Source organism: Lascolabacillus massiliensis (genome assembly GCF_001282625.1).
In the GTDB taxonomy this organism is placed as follows: Bacteria; Bacteroidota; Bacteroidia; order Bacteroidales; family Dysgonomonadaceae; genus Proteiniphilum; species Proteiniphilum massiliensis.
Genome location: NZ_CTEJ01000001.1, coordinates 621,899 through 637,406 on the forward strand (window position 1 = coordinate 621,899; position 15,508 = coordinate 637,406).

At 34.9% G+C, this 15,508-nt stretch carries 11 protein-coding genes and 1 tRNA gene; 7 read left to right on the plus strand and 5 right to left on the minus strand.

Annotation, left to right across the window (positions count from 1 at the left end):
* The first annotated feature begins 16 nt into the window (after window positions 1-16).
* The 6 genes from BN1354_RS02480 to BN1354_RS02505 all read left to right on the plus strand — a co-directional run bounded on the left by BN1354_RS02480 (window position 17) and on the right by BN1354_RS02505 (window position 10,778).
* Complete coding sequence (locus BN1354_RS02480) at window positions 17-4,024, plus strand: hybrid sensor histidine kinase/response regulator transcription factor (RefSeq protein ID WP_053826142.1); 4,008 nt, start codon at window positions 17-19, stop codon at window positions 4,022-4,024.
* A gap of 103 nt (window positions 4,025-4,127) precedes the next feature.
* Window positions 4,128-5,936, plus strand: coding sequence for a glycoside hydrolase family 2 protein (locus BN1354_RS02485; protein WP_045089855.1), 1,809 nt, complete (start codon window positions 4,128-4,130; stop codon window positions 5,934-5,936).
* Window positions 5,915-7,069 carry a sialidase family protein gene (locus tag BN1354_RS02490; RefSeq protein WP_053826143.1) on the plus strand — a complete coding sequence of 385 codons (1,155 nt, stop codon included), beginning with the start codon at window positions 5,915-5,917 and terminating at the stop codon, window positions 7,067-7,069. The genes BN1354_RS02485 and BN1354_RS02490 overlap by 22 nt, the downstream gene beginning before the upstream one ends.
* 66 nt (window positions 7,070-7,135) lie before the next feature.
* Window positions 7,136-8,137, plus strand: a complete 1,002-nt coding sequence (locus BN1354_RS02495) for a family 43 glycosylhydrolase (protein WP_045089853.1) — start codon at window positions 7,136-7,138, stop codon at window positions 8,135-8,137.
* Window positions 8,138-8,254: 117 nt separating this feature from the next.
* On the plus strand, window positions 8,255-9,409 hold the full coding sequence (locus tag BN1354_RS02500) for an aldose epimerase family protein (RefSeq protein ID WP_045089852.1): 1,155 nt from the start codon (window positions 8,255-8,257) through the stop codon (window positions 9,407-9,409).
* Between the two features lie 70 nt (window positions 9,410-9,479).
* Window positions 9,480-10,778 (plus strand): M23 family metallopeptidase, encoded by a 1,299-nt coding sequence (locus BN1354_RS02505; protein WP_053826144.1) that lies wholly within the window; start codon window positions 9,480-9,482, stop codon window positions 10,776-10,778.
* Here BN1354_RS02505 and nth read toward each other — a convergent pair.
* From nth to BN1354_RS02525, 4 genes are read right to left on the minus strand one after another with little or no spacing between them, the layout of a single operon-like run.
* On the minus strand, window positions 10,752-11,405 hold the full coding sequence (gene nth / locus BN1354_RS02510) for an endonuclease III (RefSeq protein WP_045089850.1): 654 nt from the start codon (window positions 11,403-11,405) through the stop codon (window positions 10,752-10,754). The genes BN1354_RS02505 and nth overlap by 27 nt on opposite strands.
* Before the next feature lie 17 nt (window positions 11,406-11,422).
* A complete protein-coding gene (locus BN1354_RS02515) occupies window positions 11,423-12,973 on the minus strand; it encodes a M81 family metallopeptidase (protein WP_053826145.1) in 1,551 nt (516 codons plus the stop codon).
* 12 nt (window positions 12,974-12,985) lie between these two features.
* Window positions 12,986-13,693: a 16S rRNA (uracil(1498)-N(3))-methyltransferase gene (locus BN1354_RS02520; protein WP_045089848.1), complete on the minus strand. Its 708-nt coding sequence runs from the start codon at window positions 13,691-13,693 to the stop codon at window positions 12,986-12,988.
* Between the two features lie 29 nt (window positions 13,694-13,722).
* The gene (locus BN1354_RS02525) at window positions 13,723-14,322 is read right to left on the minus strand and encodes a bifunctional nuclease family protein (protein WP_045089847.1); all 600 of its coding nucleotides are present in this window, start codon (window positions 14,320-14,322) and stop codon (window positions 13,723-13,725) included.
* A 144-nt stretch (window positions 14,323-14,466) separates the two neighbouring features.
* On the opposite strand from BN1354_RS02525, the gene BN1354_RS02530 reads away from it, so the two are divergent.
* Window positions 14,467-14,542 (plus strand) — tRNA-His (locus BN1354_RS02530).
* Window positions 14,543-14,639: 97 nt separating this feature from the next.
* Here BN1354_RS02530 and BN1354_RS02535 read toward each other — a convergent pair.
* Window positions 14,640-15,407 carry a TrmH family RNA methyltransferase gene (locus BN1354_RS02535; protein ID WP_045090921.1) on the minus strand — a complete coding sequence of 256 codons (768 nt, stop codon included), beginning with the start codon at window positions 15,405-15,407 and terminating at the stop codon, window positions 14,640-14,642.
* Between the last annotated feature and the right edge of the window lie 101 nt (window positions 15,408-15,508).

Here is a 15,508-nt window from a genome sequence, read left to right on the forward strand (position 1 = left end):
ACTATTTCGTTTTTTAATGACTAAGTTGATACAGCTGTTTTTTATAGTCCTGTTTTTTGCAACATCAAGCAGTAGTCTGGCATCAGGAGCTAATGCCGGCTACTCCTTCAAACATTACAATACAGATAACGGGTTGTCGCAAAATACCGTACGAACTATTATGCAAGACAACATGGGGTTTATGTGGTTTGGGACAAAAGATGGACTAAATAGGTTTGATGGTACTACTTTTAAATTATTTAAATTTTCTCCTGACGGAGAGCTTAGTGACAATGTTTTTCACAGAATAATTCAGGACAAAAACAATAATATCTGGGTATCAACTGAAAATGGGGTATATATTTATGATGTTGTTAAAGAGGTCTTTCATGTCTTTGATAAAAAAACAGCGGATAATTTAACTGTAAATGGCGTTGTTACTGATATGGTTATTGATGATAGTGGAGATATCTGGATGTCGGTTGAAAGCAAGGGTATTTTCTACTATAATATTGAAAAAGATTATCTTAAATTTTACTCAATTCCAATTGTAGAAGATGGATTGAAGATGGTTAGCCTATACCCTTCCAAGGACAAGGGTGTATGGGTATTCAGATATTCATCAATTATTTTGCATATAGATAAAATTAATGAGGATATTTCTGAATTCAATCTTGAGGATGACCCGGAGCTTTTATTGAAAACGGGTGAAGTGCTTGATATTTATTCAGATCACAACAATGTTTTACTTATTGCAACTTCACAAAAAGGGTTGTTTGCAATAAATACAGTTAATAAAACTCATAACGTAATTCTGGATAAAGATGGCAATGGTGAACCAATATTTGTCAGATCGATTGAGAGGGTTGATCCAAATACACTTTGGATTGGGACAGAATCCGGAATATATATTTTAAAATCTAATAGTCGTGAAATAACAAATTTACGTCATAACCCTGCTATCCCCAATTCAATATCAGACAATGCGATTTACTCGATCTATAAAGACAGAGATGGAGGTGTTTGGGTTGGGTCTTATTTTGGGGGTGTTGACTACTACTCAAATGTAAACAGTAATTTTGAGTTGTTTTATCCTGTACTTAATGAAAAGAGCCTTAAAGGAAAAAGAGTAAGAGAGTTTAGCAATGCACCAGATGGAAATATTTGGATTGGTACAGAAGATGGGGGGCTAAATCTGTTTGATCCCAGAAACAGTACTTTTCTTCCAATTCCACAAACATTAAGTTCATTATACCCAAATATACATACACTCTTTCAGGATGGTGATTTGCTGTGGATTTCCACCTACTCAAAAGGGTTGAACAAATACAATACTGTAACAGGGGAATTAGTTACATACATTAAGTCGGATGACCCTCACTCAATATCCCACAACAGTACATTTGCAATGTGTAAGGACAGACAAGGGTACTTATGGATTGGAACTTTATCGGGTGTTAATATTTATGATAAAGAAAAGGATCAATTTTTTAGAATAGAAGAGCTCAAAGGGATGTCGATCCAAGATATTTTTGAAGATAGTAATGGATATATCTGGATATCTACATTTTTAGATGGAGTATATCGATTTGACCCATCTAACAACGAATGGAAGATATTTCTTCATGATTCTTCAATAGATGGTTCGTTACCTTATAACAAACCAACTTCGATATTTGAGGACAGTAAGAGGAGATTGTGGGTAACAACACAGGGAGGCGGGTTTGGACAGTTTCACTATGAAACAGAGACATTTACAACTTATAATACATCAAAAGGACTAAATAATGATGTTGTTTATCAAATACAAGAAGATGTTGAGGGCAAGCTTTGGCTATCTACCAACCAGGGTTTAGTGAGATTTGATCCTGAAAAAGAATTTTTTGTGAGCTATACTGTAGATAATGGTCTTAAATCAAATCAATTTAATTATAAGTCAAGTTTCAAGGACTCAAGAGATAATATTTATTTTGGTTCATTGGATGGATTTATTCGTTTCAACCCTGCTGAATTATTATCTTCAAATATAAAAAGTGAGACACTTTTCACCGAACTTTTTGTAAATAATCGAAGAATAAGTCCATCTGTCAACAATTCCATACTGAAGCAAAGTATAATTTATACAGATGAGATTCAACTTCCTCATAATCAAAACTCGGTCAGTTTTGGTTATGCTAACTTAGACTATTCAGGATTAAATAAAAGCAATATATACTATAAGCTTGAAGGATTTGATGAAGACTGGATAAAGTCAACTGCGGGACAACCGTTAATATACTCCAATCTTAAACCCGGTAAATACAAATTACATCTTGGTACAAGTGGGTATGACAGTAATGAGCAAATTACAGTTAATAAGACCCTATCTATAATAATAATGCCTCCATATTGGTTAACAGGTTGGGCATATTTTATTTACTCTCTTACATTACTTGGGGGTTTATTCTTGTTATATAGATACTTGCACAATCGTGTCAGGCTAAAACGTATTAAAGAGATGAGAGATTTTGAACGAATGAAAGAGAGAGAACTCTATCGTTCTAAGATCAACTTTTTTACTAATGTAGCTCATGAAATCAGGACTCCTCTAACTTTGATCAAAGCTCCACTGGATCATGTTCTTATGAAAGAGGCTATTTCTGATAATATAAAAGATAATCTGCAGATAATGCAGAAGAATACCGACAGATTATTGGATTTAACAAACCAACTACTCGATTTTCGCAAAACTGAATCAGACTCATATCTTCTTAGTCTTAAGGCTCATAATGTTACAGAACTGATTAAAGAGTCACAATTGCGTTTTACACCATTTGCCAAACAAAAAGGGATTGAGTTTGAATTCATCCTGCCTGACTCAGATATGTTTGCTCAAATTGATAAAGATGCTTTTTTGAAAATTGTAAGTAATTTATTAAACAATGGTATAAAGTATTGCGAAAGTTATGTCAGAGTAAAAGCTTTTATAAATAATGACACAGATCAATTTAACCTTATAACAGAGAATGATGGCGAATTGATACCTCAGGAGTATGAAGAGGAAATTTTTAAACCTTTTGTGCAATTTGGTGCAAATGAAGATGTAAATGGTTCCGGAACAGGTATAGGATTAGCTCTTGCAAGTTCTCTGGCTCAACTTCATAATGGAGTTTTGAGTCTGGATAATGACTCAGTAACAAACAGATTTCATTTGACTTTACCAATAGGTGATATAAGCATTTTGGATAAGCAGGCTGAAATTGTTGAAAGTAATGAATTTTTTGTAAGTAATATTGAATCTGAGTTAAATACTAAGAAAACCATACTGTTAGTTGATGATGATATAGAGCTATTACAATTTGAAAGTAAATTACTTCTTGAATATTACAACGTATTGATAGCTGAAAACGGTATTGAAGCTCTTGAAGTTTTGAAAAAGTCAAATGTAAACCTTATTGTGAGCGATATAATGATGCCCGAAATGGATGGATTTGAATTTATGGAAAAAGTAAAATCAGATATTGAATACAGTCATATACCGGTAATTCTGCTTACAGCTAAAGTAAATAATCAGTCAAAAGTACAAGGTTATGAACTTGGTGCAGATGCCTATCTTGATAAACCATTCTCTGTGGACGTTTTGCTTGCAAGAATTGAAAACCTGCTTCAAAGCAGGGAAAAGCTCAGGGAGTCCTTTCTGAGCAATCCATTTACAGGTGTATCTACTATAGCCTTAACTAAATCAGACGAGGAATTTATTAAGAAACTAAATGTATTAATTCAGGAAAATATTGCCGAGTCAGATTTTAATGTAGAAAATATGGCAGAACATTTTAATATGAGCAGGGCAAGTTTTTACAGAAAAGTTAAGGGTGTTCTTGATCTGACTCCAAATGAATACCTAAGGGTAGAGAGATTAAAAAAAGCTGCTTATCTTCTCAGAGAAGAAGATTATAAAGTAAACGAAGTTTGCTATATGGTAGGTTTTAACTCTCCTTCATACTTTACCAAATGTTTCCAACAACAATTTGGTATTCTACCTAAGGAATTTCAGGAACAGAGGTAAGTTTGAGAAGAAATTGCTATTTATTGAACAATATTTTATCAGGTGGACTTGCTTTAAAAACTATTTTCGTAACCGTAAGATAATAACCCTAAAATAAATTTATATGAGAACAATTTTTACCTTATTATTTACAGTATTAATTACATTAAATATCTCGGCACAATGGAAACCTGCCGGAGATAAATTAAAGACTAAATGGGCATCAGAAATTGATGTTAATAATGTTTTGCCTGAGTATCCAAGACCAATAATGGAACGTACTGAATGGCAAAATTTAAATGGCTTATGGAATTATGCTATTTTACCTGTGGGTCAGCAACCATCCAGTTATGATGGAGAAATACTTGTTCCCTTTGCTGTTGAATCAAGTCTTTCTGGTGTTCAAAAAAGAGTTGGTGAAGATAAAGAACTGTGGTATCAACGTGAATTTACAGTTCCTTCAAAATGGAGAAACAATAAAATATTGCTTCACTTTGGAGCAGTGGATTGGAGAGCAGATGTTTGGGTTAATGATGTTAAGGTTGGTCGCCACCAAGGAGGCTACACACCATTTTCATTTGATATAACTGCAGCTCTTGTTAATGGTACAAACACTATAAAAGTAAAAGTATGGGATCCTACAGACAGAGGATTTCAACCAAGAGGAAAACAGGTTAACAGACCTGAGGGAATTTGGTACACACCAGTTACAGGTATATGGCAGACTGTTTGGCTGGAACCTGTTCCTGAGACTTATATCAAAGACTTGAAAGTAACTCCTAATATTGATAATAATACACTTTTAGTAGATGCTATTACTAATATTTACACCTCTGCAAACAGAGTTGAAGTAACAGTTAAGGATGGAAACAGTATAGTTGCCAAGGGTAAATCAATAAACAAACAACCTGTTGAAATAGCTATGCCACAAAATGTGAAGCTTTGGACACCCGATAACCCACATTTATATGATCTTGAGGTTGTAGTTTATGATGGAAACAAGCAGCTTGACAAGGTTAACAGTTATGCTGCTATGAGAAAGTATTCAACTAAACGTGATGATAAAGGTATAGTTAGACTACAACTAAATAACAAAGATCTGTTCCAGTTTGGTCCACTAGACCAGGGATGGTGGCCTGATGGATTATATACTGCTCCAACCGATGAAGCTCTTGAATACGATATTATTAAAACTAAAGATTTAGGATTTAATATGATACGTAAGCACGTTAAGGTTGAACCAGCACGTTGGTATACACACTGTGACCGTCATGGAATTATTGTATGGCAGGATATGCCAAATGGTGATCGCAGTCCGGAATGGCAAATGCATAATTACTTTACCGGTAATGAAAGAGTTCGTTCAGCCGAATCAGAAGCTAACTATCGTCAGGAATGGAAAGAAATCATTGATTATCTTTATTCTTATCCTTCAGTAGGTGTTTGGGTACCATTTAACGAAGCATGGGGACAATTTAAAACAAAGGAAATTACTGAATGGACAAAATCATACGACCCAACACGTCTTGTAAACCCTGCTAGTGGTGGTAATCACTACACAACAGGAGATATTCTTGACTTGCATAATTATCCAAATCCAAGAATGTATTTATATGATGCTCAGAGAGCAACTGTATTGGGTGAATATGGCGGTATTGGCTGGGCAAATAAAGAACACCTTTGGGAACCTGACCGTAACTGGGGATATGTTCAGTTTAACAGCTCAAAAGAAGTTACAGATGAATATGTTAAATATGCCGAAGAACTTAAACAGTTAATTCGTCAAGGATTCTCTGCTGCAGTTTATACTCAGACTACTGACGTGGAGGTTGAAGTAAACGGACTACTCACATATGATCGTAAACTAGTGAAGGTTGACGAAGCCAGAGTTAGGAAAGTTAACCAGGAAATATGCAATATTTTGAACGATTAATATTTTTGTCAGTTTTCCTTCTCATGGTGCTATCCTGTGAAAACAGGGAGAATCATAATGAAAAGGATTACTATATAGAATGGGATAATACCTCTCTTGTCTGTATTTCAGACGAGGGAGGTTATCCTCGTTTAATAAGACTCAATGATGAATCATTACTGGCAGTTTTTGAAAACAGAAGAGGTGATGTAGTTATAAAAAAGAGTTACGATGATGGTTTAACATGGAATAATCTTATAGCATCATTTGAAGCTTTTAATTTTATTGATGCGAATACAGGAGAAGAAACAAGAGTTAATATTGCCAATCCTGAAATTATACAACTCCGCGATGGCGACTTATTGCTTGCTGTAAACCTGCGCCCTCGGAAAGAGGGAGTTTATCCATATTCAATCGCTTTGAAAAGAAGTCGTGATAACGGTTTTACATGGTCTGATGCGGATATTTTGTTTCAAGCTGCAGATATATTCAGTAATGGTTGTTGGGAACCATCATTTTTGCAATTGCCTGATGGTACACTACATATATATTTTGCCAACGAATATCCATATCAGGAATCTGATGAACAGGAGATTTCAGTATTGACTTCAACTGATAATGGTTTTACGTGGGATATTGAACCTAAAACGGTTAGTTTTCGTAAGGGACATCGAGACGGTATGCCGGTAGGGGTGCACGATGGAGAATCAATATATGTTGTAATTGAAGATAATGTTTCAGGACAGTTTAAGCCTTGGATAGTAAGTAGTTCAATCAATAACAGTTGGGAAAATCCTGTATTATTTGATTCATCTTATAGATACACAACACTAAGAGAAAATCTTCCTGATACAGTTTACGCTGGTGCACCATATATGATAAGAACTAATAATGGTGTGTATCTGATTTCTTATCAAACAACTGAAAACAGATCATCTAACTGGGAACTCTCTACTATGGAGGTGGTAATTAGCGATAAACCTTATGATTTTAGAAATCCAACTCAACCATTTGATGTACCTGTAAATAAAGAAGCGAAATGGAACTCATTATCTGATTTAGGGAATAATAGAGTTGCAGCAATTGCTTCGACAAACTTTAGTTCAGAAAAAATTGGAGTTTGGATGATCAAAGGGGAAATTGTTTCAAAGTGATAAATGATTCTCAAAAAGATATAATCCACAAAATATTAGATTGTTTCTTTTACAAATAATAATGATGTGAAAACAACATATATATATATAATATTTTTATTATTGTCGATCCTTAGTTGTAAAGCAAATGAGATTGTTGATGTTGATCCAACTTCGGTTAATGTCTACAGAAATCCTGTTATAAATTTAAGTTTGCCGGATCCGACAATTATTAAAGCAGAAGATGGCAATTTTTATCTCTACGCTACAGAGGATATCAGGAATACTCCAATCTACAAATCTTCTAATTTAGTTGACTGGGATTTTGTTGGTACAGCATTTACAAATGAGACAAGACCTTCTTTTGAACCAAAAGGTGGTCTTTGGGCTCCTGATATAAATTACATAAATGGTAAATATGTTTTGTATTATTCAATGTCAGTTTGGGGTGGAGAATGGACCTGCGGAATTGGTGTAGCAACATCTGACAGTCCGGAAGGACCATTTACAGATCATGGTAAATTATTCATAAGTAATGAGATAGGTGTTCAAAACTCTATTGATCAGTTTTATATTGAAGAAGGAGGTAAAAAATATCTTTTCTGGGGAAGCTTCAGAGGAATATATTGCATAGAACTGTCTGATGACGGATTGTCTTTAAAACCCGGAGCAGAAAAGAAACAGGTAGCAGGCACTGCATATGAAGGAGTTTATATTCATAAAAGAAATGGATATTTTTATATGTTTGCTTCTATAGGATCGTGTTGTGAAGGACTTAATAGTACTTATACAACCGTTGTTGGTCGTTCAGAAACTCTTTTTGGACCTTACGTTGACAAACAGGGAAGGCCAATGTTGGAGAATAATCATGAGGTCATTATAAAGAAAAATGATAGATTTGTAGGGACAGGACATAACTCAGAAATTGTCCAGGATAATAATGGGAATGACTGGATTTTTTACCATGCAGTATCGGTTGAAAAACCAAAAGGTCGTGTACTTATGATGGATAAGGTCAAATGGAATAACGACTGGCCTTATATAGAGGGAGGTTCTCCATCTCTTGAAGCAGAAAAGCCAGAATTTTAGAATAAGTCAAAACACAAATAAAAGCTTAAGGATTAAAGAATATTTTCTTACATTTGCGTACAGAAAATGTACATGTAAGATTAGTAGAACATTCTAACGGAAAATATTAAAAGGAATATGAAGAAATTTTATCAAATTGTTTTATTGTTAGTAGTAATTACAGTTGTGGCTTGTACAAATAACAAGCAAGAGACAAATACAGAGCTGGCTACTTTATCCGGAATTAAGAGAAGTGATTTTCAATCTTCATTAAATGGAGATTCTATAGATCTTTTTGTACTCTCCAATGCAAACGGTGTTGAGGTATCAATAACAAACTATGGAGGAAGAATTGTATCTGTTATGGTTCCTGATCGTGATGGAAACATGAAAGATGTAGTATTAGGTTATGATAATATTGATGACTACAGAGCTACAGATAACAATTTTGGTGCAACAATTGGACGTTACGGCAACAGAATTGCCCATGGAAAAATAACAGTAGAGGGTGTAGAGTATCAACTTCCTCAGAATAATTTTGGACACACTCTTCATGGTGGTCCGGAAGGCTTTGATAAAAAAGTATTTAAGGCAAATCAAATTGATAATCAGACTCTGGAACTTACATACTTGTCAGAAGATGGAGAGGCAGGCTTCCCAGGTAATCTTTCAGTGAAAGTTACAATGATACTTACAAATGATAACGCTATTGATATTCAGTATGAAGCTGAAACCGATAAAGAGACTATTGTAAATCTTACAAATCACTCATATTTTAATTTATCAGGAGACGCAAATAAAACGATTCTGAATGATGTCCTTACCATAAATGCAGATCAGTTTACACCTGTTGATGACACTTTTATGACTACAGGTGAGATATTGACAGTTGAGGGGACACCTATGGATTTCAGAAACTCAAATGTAATTGGTGAGCGTATTGATAATTATGAATATGAGCAATTGAAGTTTGGAGATGGTTATGACCATAACTGGGTTCTTAATACAGGGGGTGATATATCTCAACTTGCAGCATCTGTTTATTCACAGGAGACTGGAATACTGTTAGAAGTTTATACTACTGAACCGGGATTACAGGTTTATACAGGTAATTTTCTTGACGGGACCAATGTAGGTAAATATGGAGCAGTTTATAATAAACGAAATGCAATATGTCTGGAGACTCAGAAATATCCTGATTCACCAAATAAATCCAACTGGCCTTCACCATATTTGAAGCCGGGAGAAACTTATACAAGTCGTTGTATATACAAATTCTCAGTAGAAAATTAATTTATTCAACCGGTTTATATTCAAATATAAATCGGTTGAATTGTTTTTGTAAGTGTAAATAGGAGTGAAAATGTTTCAATTTAAAATAAAGAAAAACACAAGGTTTATAATATTACTTTTTTCTATTCTGATAATTTCATCATGTAGCATAAGACAGGAAAAGAATGTTGAATCTGAAGATGAATTTATAGATACCAGTGAGTATAAATATGGAATTTGTGTTGATTCTTTAAATGTTTCAAATTATCAAATTGAAAGAGGCGACCTGTTATCTACTATATTATCTGACCTAGGATTCACTCCAGCAAAAATCGAAGAGGTTAGTAATGTAATGGAACCTCTGTATTCTGCTTCTAAACTACAAATAGGTAATAATTACGCAACAATAACAACTAAAGACAGTACGCGAGCTATTAAATATCTTGTGTTTGAAAAGAATAAAACTGATTATGTGGTGATAGATTTTTGCAATGATTCTATTTCCGCATTTGAATCAACAAAACCAATAACACATCGTCGCGAATATGTTGAGGGAACAATTACTTCTTCCCTCTGGAATACCCTTATAGATGCAGAAGCTCCGGTTATTCTGGCACTAAAACTCTCTGATATATTTGCATGGCAAATTGATTTCTTTGATGTAAAAGAAGGAGACTCTTTCAGGTTAATGTATGATGCCGCATATATAGATGATACTACATACGTGGATATTGCTTCTATTGAGGGAGCAATATTTACTCATCAGGGTAAGAAGTTTAGGGCAATACCTTTTGAGCAGGACTCTATAAGAGAATATTTTGATGAGGAGGGAAATAGCTTGCGTAAAGCATTTCTGAAATCTCCTTTAGATTATTACAGGATTACTTCAAGATTTACCAATGCCCGATTTCACCCTATATTAAAAAGATATCGAGCTCACCATGGAGTTGATTATGCTGCACCAACAGGTACTCCTGTTAAATCAATAGGTGATGGAGTTGTGGTAGAAAAAGCATATCAGGCAAATGGTGCCGGAAATTATCTTAAAATTAAACATAATGCAGTTTACACAACAACATATATGCATTTGAGTAAATTTGCAAAAGGTATTGAAAAGGGGAGGCGAGTAACGCAAGGAGAAGTAATAGGATATGTTGGATCAACAGGTCTTTCAACAGGTCCACACCTCGATTTCAGAGTACACAAAAACAACCAGCCCATTAATCCATTAACAATGGAGGCTCCACCATCATTGCCTGTAAAGCCTGAACTACGTGATAGTTTTATTTTGGTGTTCGAAAGAGTAACTGCTGAGCTGGACAGTTTGAAATATATTAGGCAATTCTATGTTTCTGAATCTGACTCAGTTAGAATTACTCAAGGGGTTTAATTTATAGTATTTACACCAATCTTTTAATCCACATTCGTGACATTTGGGTTTTCTTGCTATACAGATATATCTTCCATGTAAGATTAGCCAGTGATGTGCTTTGGAAAGCAAATTCTCAGGTATATATTTTACAAGCTCTTTTTCAGTTTCGAGAGGACTTTTTGAGTTATTTGTCAGACCAATTCTATTCGAAACACGAAAAACATGTGTATCTACAGGCATTGCAGGTTTATCATAAGCAACAGCCAGAATAACATTTGCTGTTTTTCGTCCGACTCCAGGTATGGTTAATAATGAATCAATATCTGATGGAACAGTTCCATTAAAATCATTTACAAGTTTTTTGGCCATCCCTACAAGGCTCTTCGACTTATTATTAGGGTATGAACATGATTTTATATATTCAAATATCACCTCAGGTGTAGTTTCTGCCATTACCTCAGGAGTAGGGAAGTCTTTGAAAAGTGGTGGAGTGATTAAATTAACTCTTTTGTCAGTGCATTGTGCCGATAAGATAACCGCTATCAGCAACTGAAAGTTAGTTTCGTAATGCAACTCTGTCTCAGATGATTCTGCATTTTCTTCAAACCACTCCAAAACTTTTCTGTAACGTTCTCTTTTTGTCATTACTATCAACCTGCTTTTTATTCATTGGCCAATGGGATAAATTGAGCGCTAAGATCTGGATCAGCCATGTCAGGATCAAGCGGATACATCGGTCGGTTTATCCTTTTGTATGGCAATCGTAATAAGTCTTGATCTACTCCTCCCGGAGTTAACGCCATTACCCAGTCAGCTCTTATGTCATACAACTCAGGTGTTAGATAACCAATCTTGTTTACCAGAATATCTATTTCTCTGGGGTTTAATCCAAGGTCGGTATAATTTCTTTCATAGTGATATGCATTTCTTTTTTCAGTAACTATAGTATAGATATTACCTGATTTAACCACTACTTCCGTGTTATTATCACTCTCTTTAATTGCTGTTATTTCACCTTCTATCTTGATTGGTGGTGCAAAACGATCATCTACTTCAGCTCCGGCAAGTTCACTGACATGTCCGCCTACACCTACTTCCAATGCTTTTTTTATTAATTCTGGTCCAGGTATTGAAGAATAAATCAGCTTTTTACTATTCGCAGCCTTAAATTCAGGACGTTTGAATATTTCATGTAAAGTCCAAGTAACATCACCTGCACCTCCAGCTGTTGGGTTATCACCCATATCACTTATAATAAATGGCTTTTTATCACTGGCAAGAGCCTGATTCATAGCATCATCAAAGTATGTTGTAGGTGCAACAAACTCAAACTCTTCTCTGACATCCCAGAAGTGTTTTGCTAATGTCTCAGCAGCTTTTGCTACAGATTCCTTATCATCTCCATATGCCATAACTACCCCGTGATTTCTAGGTTCATCAGCCCATGGATATGACATCCAAATTGAAGCGTCTATAACGTTATCTCCATTAATTTGTCCGGGGATTAATTCATATAAACCTTTGCCCGGTTCAATACGAGTACTTGTCTTTTCTCCAGGGAGTAGAATAGGTACCGGAATCCAGGCTTTATAGGCTGGTTTACCTTTACCTGTTTCAAGACGTTTGAGTAAATTTGTTACAGCTCTTTTTTTAGTTTCTATCGCATCTTCATGAGGTGCAAGTCTATAGCAGGTTATTAAGTCTGAGTATTTTGCTAATCGTGGAGACACACTACCATGTAGATCCATGGTTGTTGACACTAAAACATCGTTACCAACCAATTCTCTTATTCTAACTAAAAAGTCGCCTTCTGGGTCATCAAGTCCTTGAACACTCATAGCACCATGAATGTCAAAGAATAAAGCATCCATGGGAAGACTTGCTTCTAGCATAGTAAGTGTTTTAGTAACCAACGACTCATATGCCTCACGAGTAACTATACCACCCGGCATAGCGTGACCACGTAATGTTGGTAACCAAACAGCTCTGTCTATAATACCAGAGTCAGGATTCATGAAAGGATAATAACTAAATACATCATCGCCTTCACGAGCTCTGAAAGCCTCTTCGTGTGATACAGCAGGAGAAAAAGTGCTTGATTCAATAGCAATCCCTGCAATTGCTATTCTTGGAAGTTCATTGCTATTTTGACTCTTACATCCTGTCAGAATCAGTATGACTGTAACAGAAACAACAAGAATTATCTTTTTCATAATGAATATATTTTATTGATTGTTTACAACATGAATAGTATGCATGGCAACAAGGCATGCAGTTTCGGTACGAAGTCGTGTCTCTCCCAAACTAATTGGTTCAAAACCATTTTTAATTGCAGATTCCACCTCTTCTTCACTAAAATCACCTTCAGGACCAATAAGTATTAGAGCATCATCTCCTTTATTGTATAACTGGGTTAATGGTGTTTTGGGTTTATCATAGCAGTGAGCAATATACTTCTTTGAATTGAATTGCATTGAAATAAAATCATTGAAGCTTACCTGTATGTCAATCTCAGGTAATGAAGCTTGCTGTGACTGTTTAATTGCTGAAATAGCAATTTTTTTTAATCTCTCTGTCTTAATATCTTTTCTTTCGGAGAAATTAGAATATATTGGTGTGAATTTGTCAATTCCAATCTCAGTTGCTTTTTCAATAAACCATTCGTTCCTGTCCATCTGTTTAGTTGGAGAAAACGCAATATGAAGTTTGAAATTTCTTCCAGTTGGCACTTCGTAACGATTTAGAACACTTATTGTGCAGCCTTTTGAGTTTGCATCAATCAATTCACAGTCATAAAAAAAGCCTTTACCGTCAGTAACAGTTAATTTGTCGCCGGAGCGCATGCGAAGAACCTTCACACAATGTTGCGATTCATATTCTGGTAGCTGGGAGATGTTATCTATGTCTGGACTATAAAATAGATTAAAAGACATTACTATTTAATTTCGGTACTTTTTTAATTTTAGGATATGTTTTCCCTACGGTTTATCTCATCACGCAGTTTAGTAGCCAATTCATAATTTTCCTCATTAACAGCATCAGTGAGACGGTGTTTGAGAGCTTCGAGACGAAGACTGGATAACTCTTCATCATCGCTGTCTTCTTTTACTTTCTTAGGATAATCTTCCTCAACCGACGAAGCCTGTTCATCAAAGACAACTGCCATATTCTGCATTATTTCTTCCGTTGTATATATTGGTGAGTTTGTTCTAATTGCCAATGCAACAGCATCTGAAGTGCGAGAGTCAATCTTATATGTTATACCATCATTCTCAAGTATCAGTTCTGAAAAGAATGCACCCTCTTCAAATTTGTATATAACTACCTCAATTAGATTAATATTAAGCTTTTTAAAAATTGAACACATCAGATCATGTGATAAAGGTCTAGGTGGAGTTATCCCCTCCATCACAATGGCAATTGATTGAGCCTCAGGTGTTCCAATTACAATTGGCAAGCGACGGATGCCATTTTCTTCAGAAAATATAAGGGCATATGCGCCAGCTTGAACCTGACTGAATGATATCCCCAATATGGATAGTTTAACTCTTTTGTTCTCCATTTATACTGTTCTTTATTTAATAGCAACTTCAAATATAGTAATTTTTTGTCACTAATAATTTTCAGCAAACTATTTTTGAAAATTTGGTCTATTTAGGTGTGTAATATTTAAAAATTTTGTATCTTTGCACTCACAAAATCAAATGGTGGTTGTAGCTCAGTTGGTTAGAGCGTCGGATTGTGGTTCCGAAGGTCGCGGGTTCGAGCCCCGTTTTCCACCCACATCCTCCAAGAGGAGATTTTTCATTCTCATAAGATTAGTTTTAGGTAATCACGTATAAGTAAATACGTGATTTTTTTGTTTTATTAGCTATTGTTCTATTTTGAGAGTGATCTTCTTCTGAATTCAGAGCAAATAATTGAGGTTGCCACAGCAACATTAAGTGATTCTGAAGACCTAACACCTAAAGGATATTCGGGAATATACAGCTTGTTATCGATATAATTAATTATATCAGCACTTATACCTTTACCTTCACTTCCCATAATAACTAATCCATTTTCTGTTAGTTTCTCATCATATATGTTATTGCCATTTAATAATGTACCGTAAACAGGTATATCTGAAAGTTCTTCTAATAGTTTTTTTAAATCTGTGTATACGACAGATACCCTTGCAATTGATCCCATAGTAGCCTGTACAGTTTTAGGGTTATAAACGTCAGCACAATCCTCAGAGCAGAAAACATGCTCTATCCCAAACCAATCTGCAATGCGTATTATAGTACCCATGTTACCTGGATCCTGAACCCCATCAAGAACTAATGAGAGTTTGTTCTTAAGATCATCTTTGTTTATATTTGATTTTTTCTGATAGAAAACAGCAATAATTGTAGGAGGTGTTTTCAAAAATGTTGCCTTCTTTATTTCATTCGGACTAGCTATAATAACCTCCTTTGACATTGAATTTATCTCAGGATAAATGTTAATAATCTCTGGAAGTGCAACAATAAGCTGACATTCACAACTATTAATTAAATCAAAAACTAGTTTTGTGCCTTCTGCAACAAAGGTGTTATGTTCATTTCTAAATTTTTTATCTTTAAGTGAACGTATATATTTTATCTTGTTATTACTTAAACTCATTATCATTCTCAAATATTAATCAATTCATAATTTCAAACTTTATTCTGAGTGTAAAATTAATCATTTTATCTGTCGATTAGGTCAGGTTTTAAGGCAAATGA

Excerpts from the sequence above, each read along its gene's own strand:
- BN1354_RS02480 (WP_053826142.1), top strand. The coding sequence starts at position 17 with ATGACTAAGTTGATACAGCTGTTTTTTATAGTCCTGTTTTTTGCAACA.
- BN1354_RS02485 (WP_045089855.1), top strand. The coding sequence starts at position 4,128 with ATGAGAACAATTTTTACCTTATTATTTACAGTATTAATTACATTAAAT.
- BN1354_RS02490 (WP_053826143.1), top strand. The coding sequence starts at position 5,915 with ATGCAATATTTTGAACGATTAATATTTTTGTCAGTTTTCCTTCTCATG.
- BN1354_RS02500 (WP_045089852.1), top strand. The coding sequence starts at position 8,255 with ATGAAGAAATTTTATCAAATTGTTTTATTGTTAGTAGTAATTACAGTT.
- BN1354_RS02505 (WP_053826144.1), top strand. The coding sequence starts at position 9,480 with ATGTTTCAATTTAAAATAAAGAAAAACACAAGGTTTATAATATTACTT.
- nth (WP_045089850.1), bottom strand. The coding sequence starts at position 11,405 with ATGACAAAAAGAGAACGTTACAGAAAAGTTTTGGAGTGGTTTGAAGAA.
- BN1354_RS02515 (WP_053826145.1), bottom strand. The coding sequence starts at position 12,973 with ATGAAAAAGATAATTCTTGTTGTTTCTGTTACAGTCATACTGATTCTG.
- BN1354_RS02520 (WP_045089848.1), bottom strand. The coding sequence starts at position 13,693 with ATGTCTTTTAATCTATTTTATAGTCCAGACATAGATAACATCTCCCAG.
- BN1354_RS02525 (WP_045089847.1), bottom strand. The coding sequence starts at position 14,322 with ATGGAGAACAAAAGAGTTAAACTATCCATATTGGGGATATCATTCAGT.
- BN1354_RS02535 (WP_045090921.1), bottom strand. The coding sequence starts at position 15,407 with ATGAGTTTAAGTAATAACAAGATAAAATATATACGTTCACTTAAAGAT.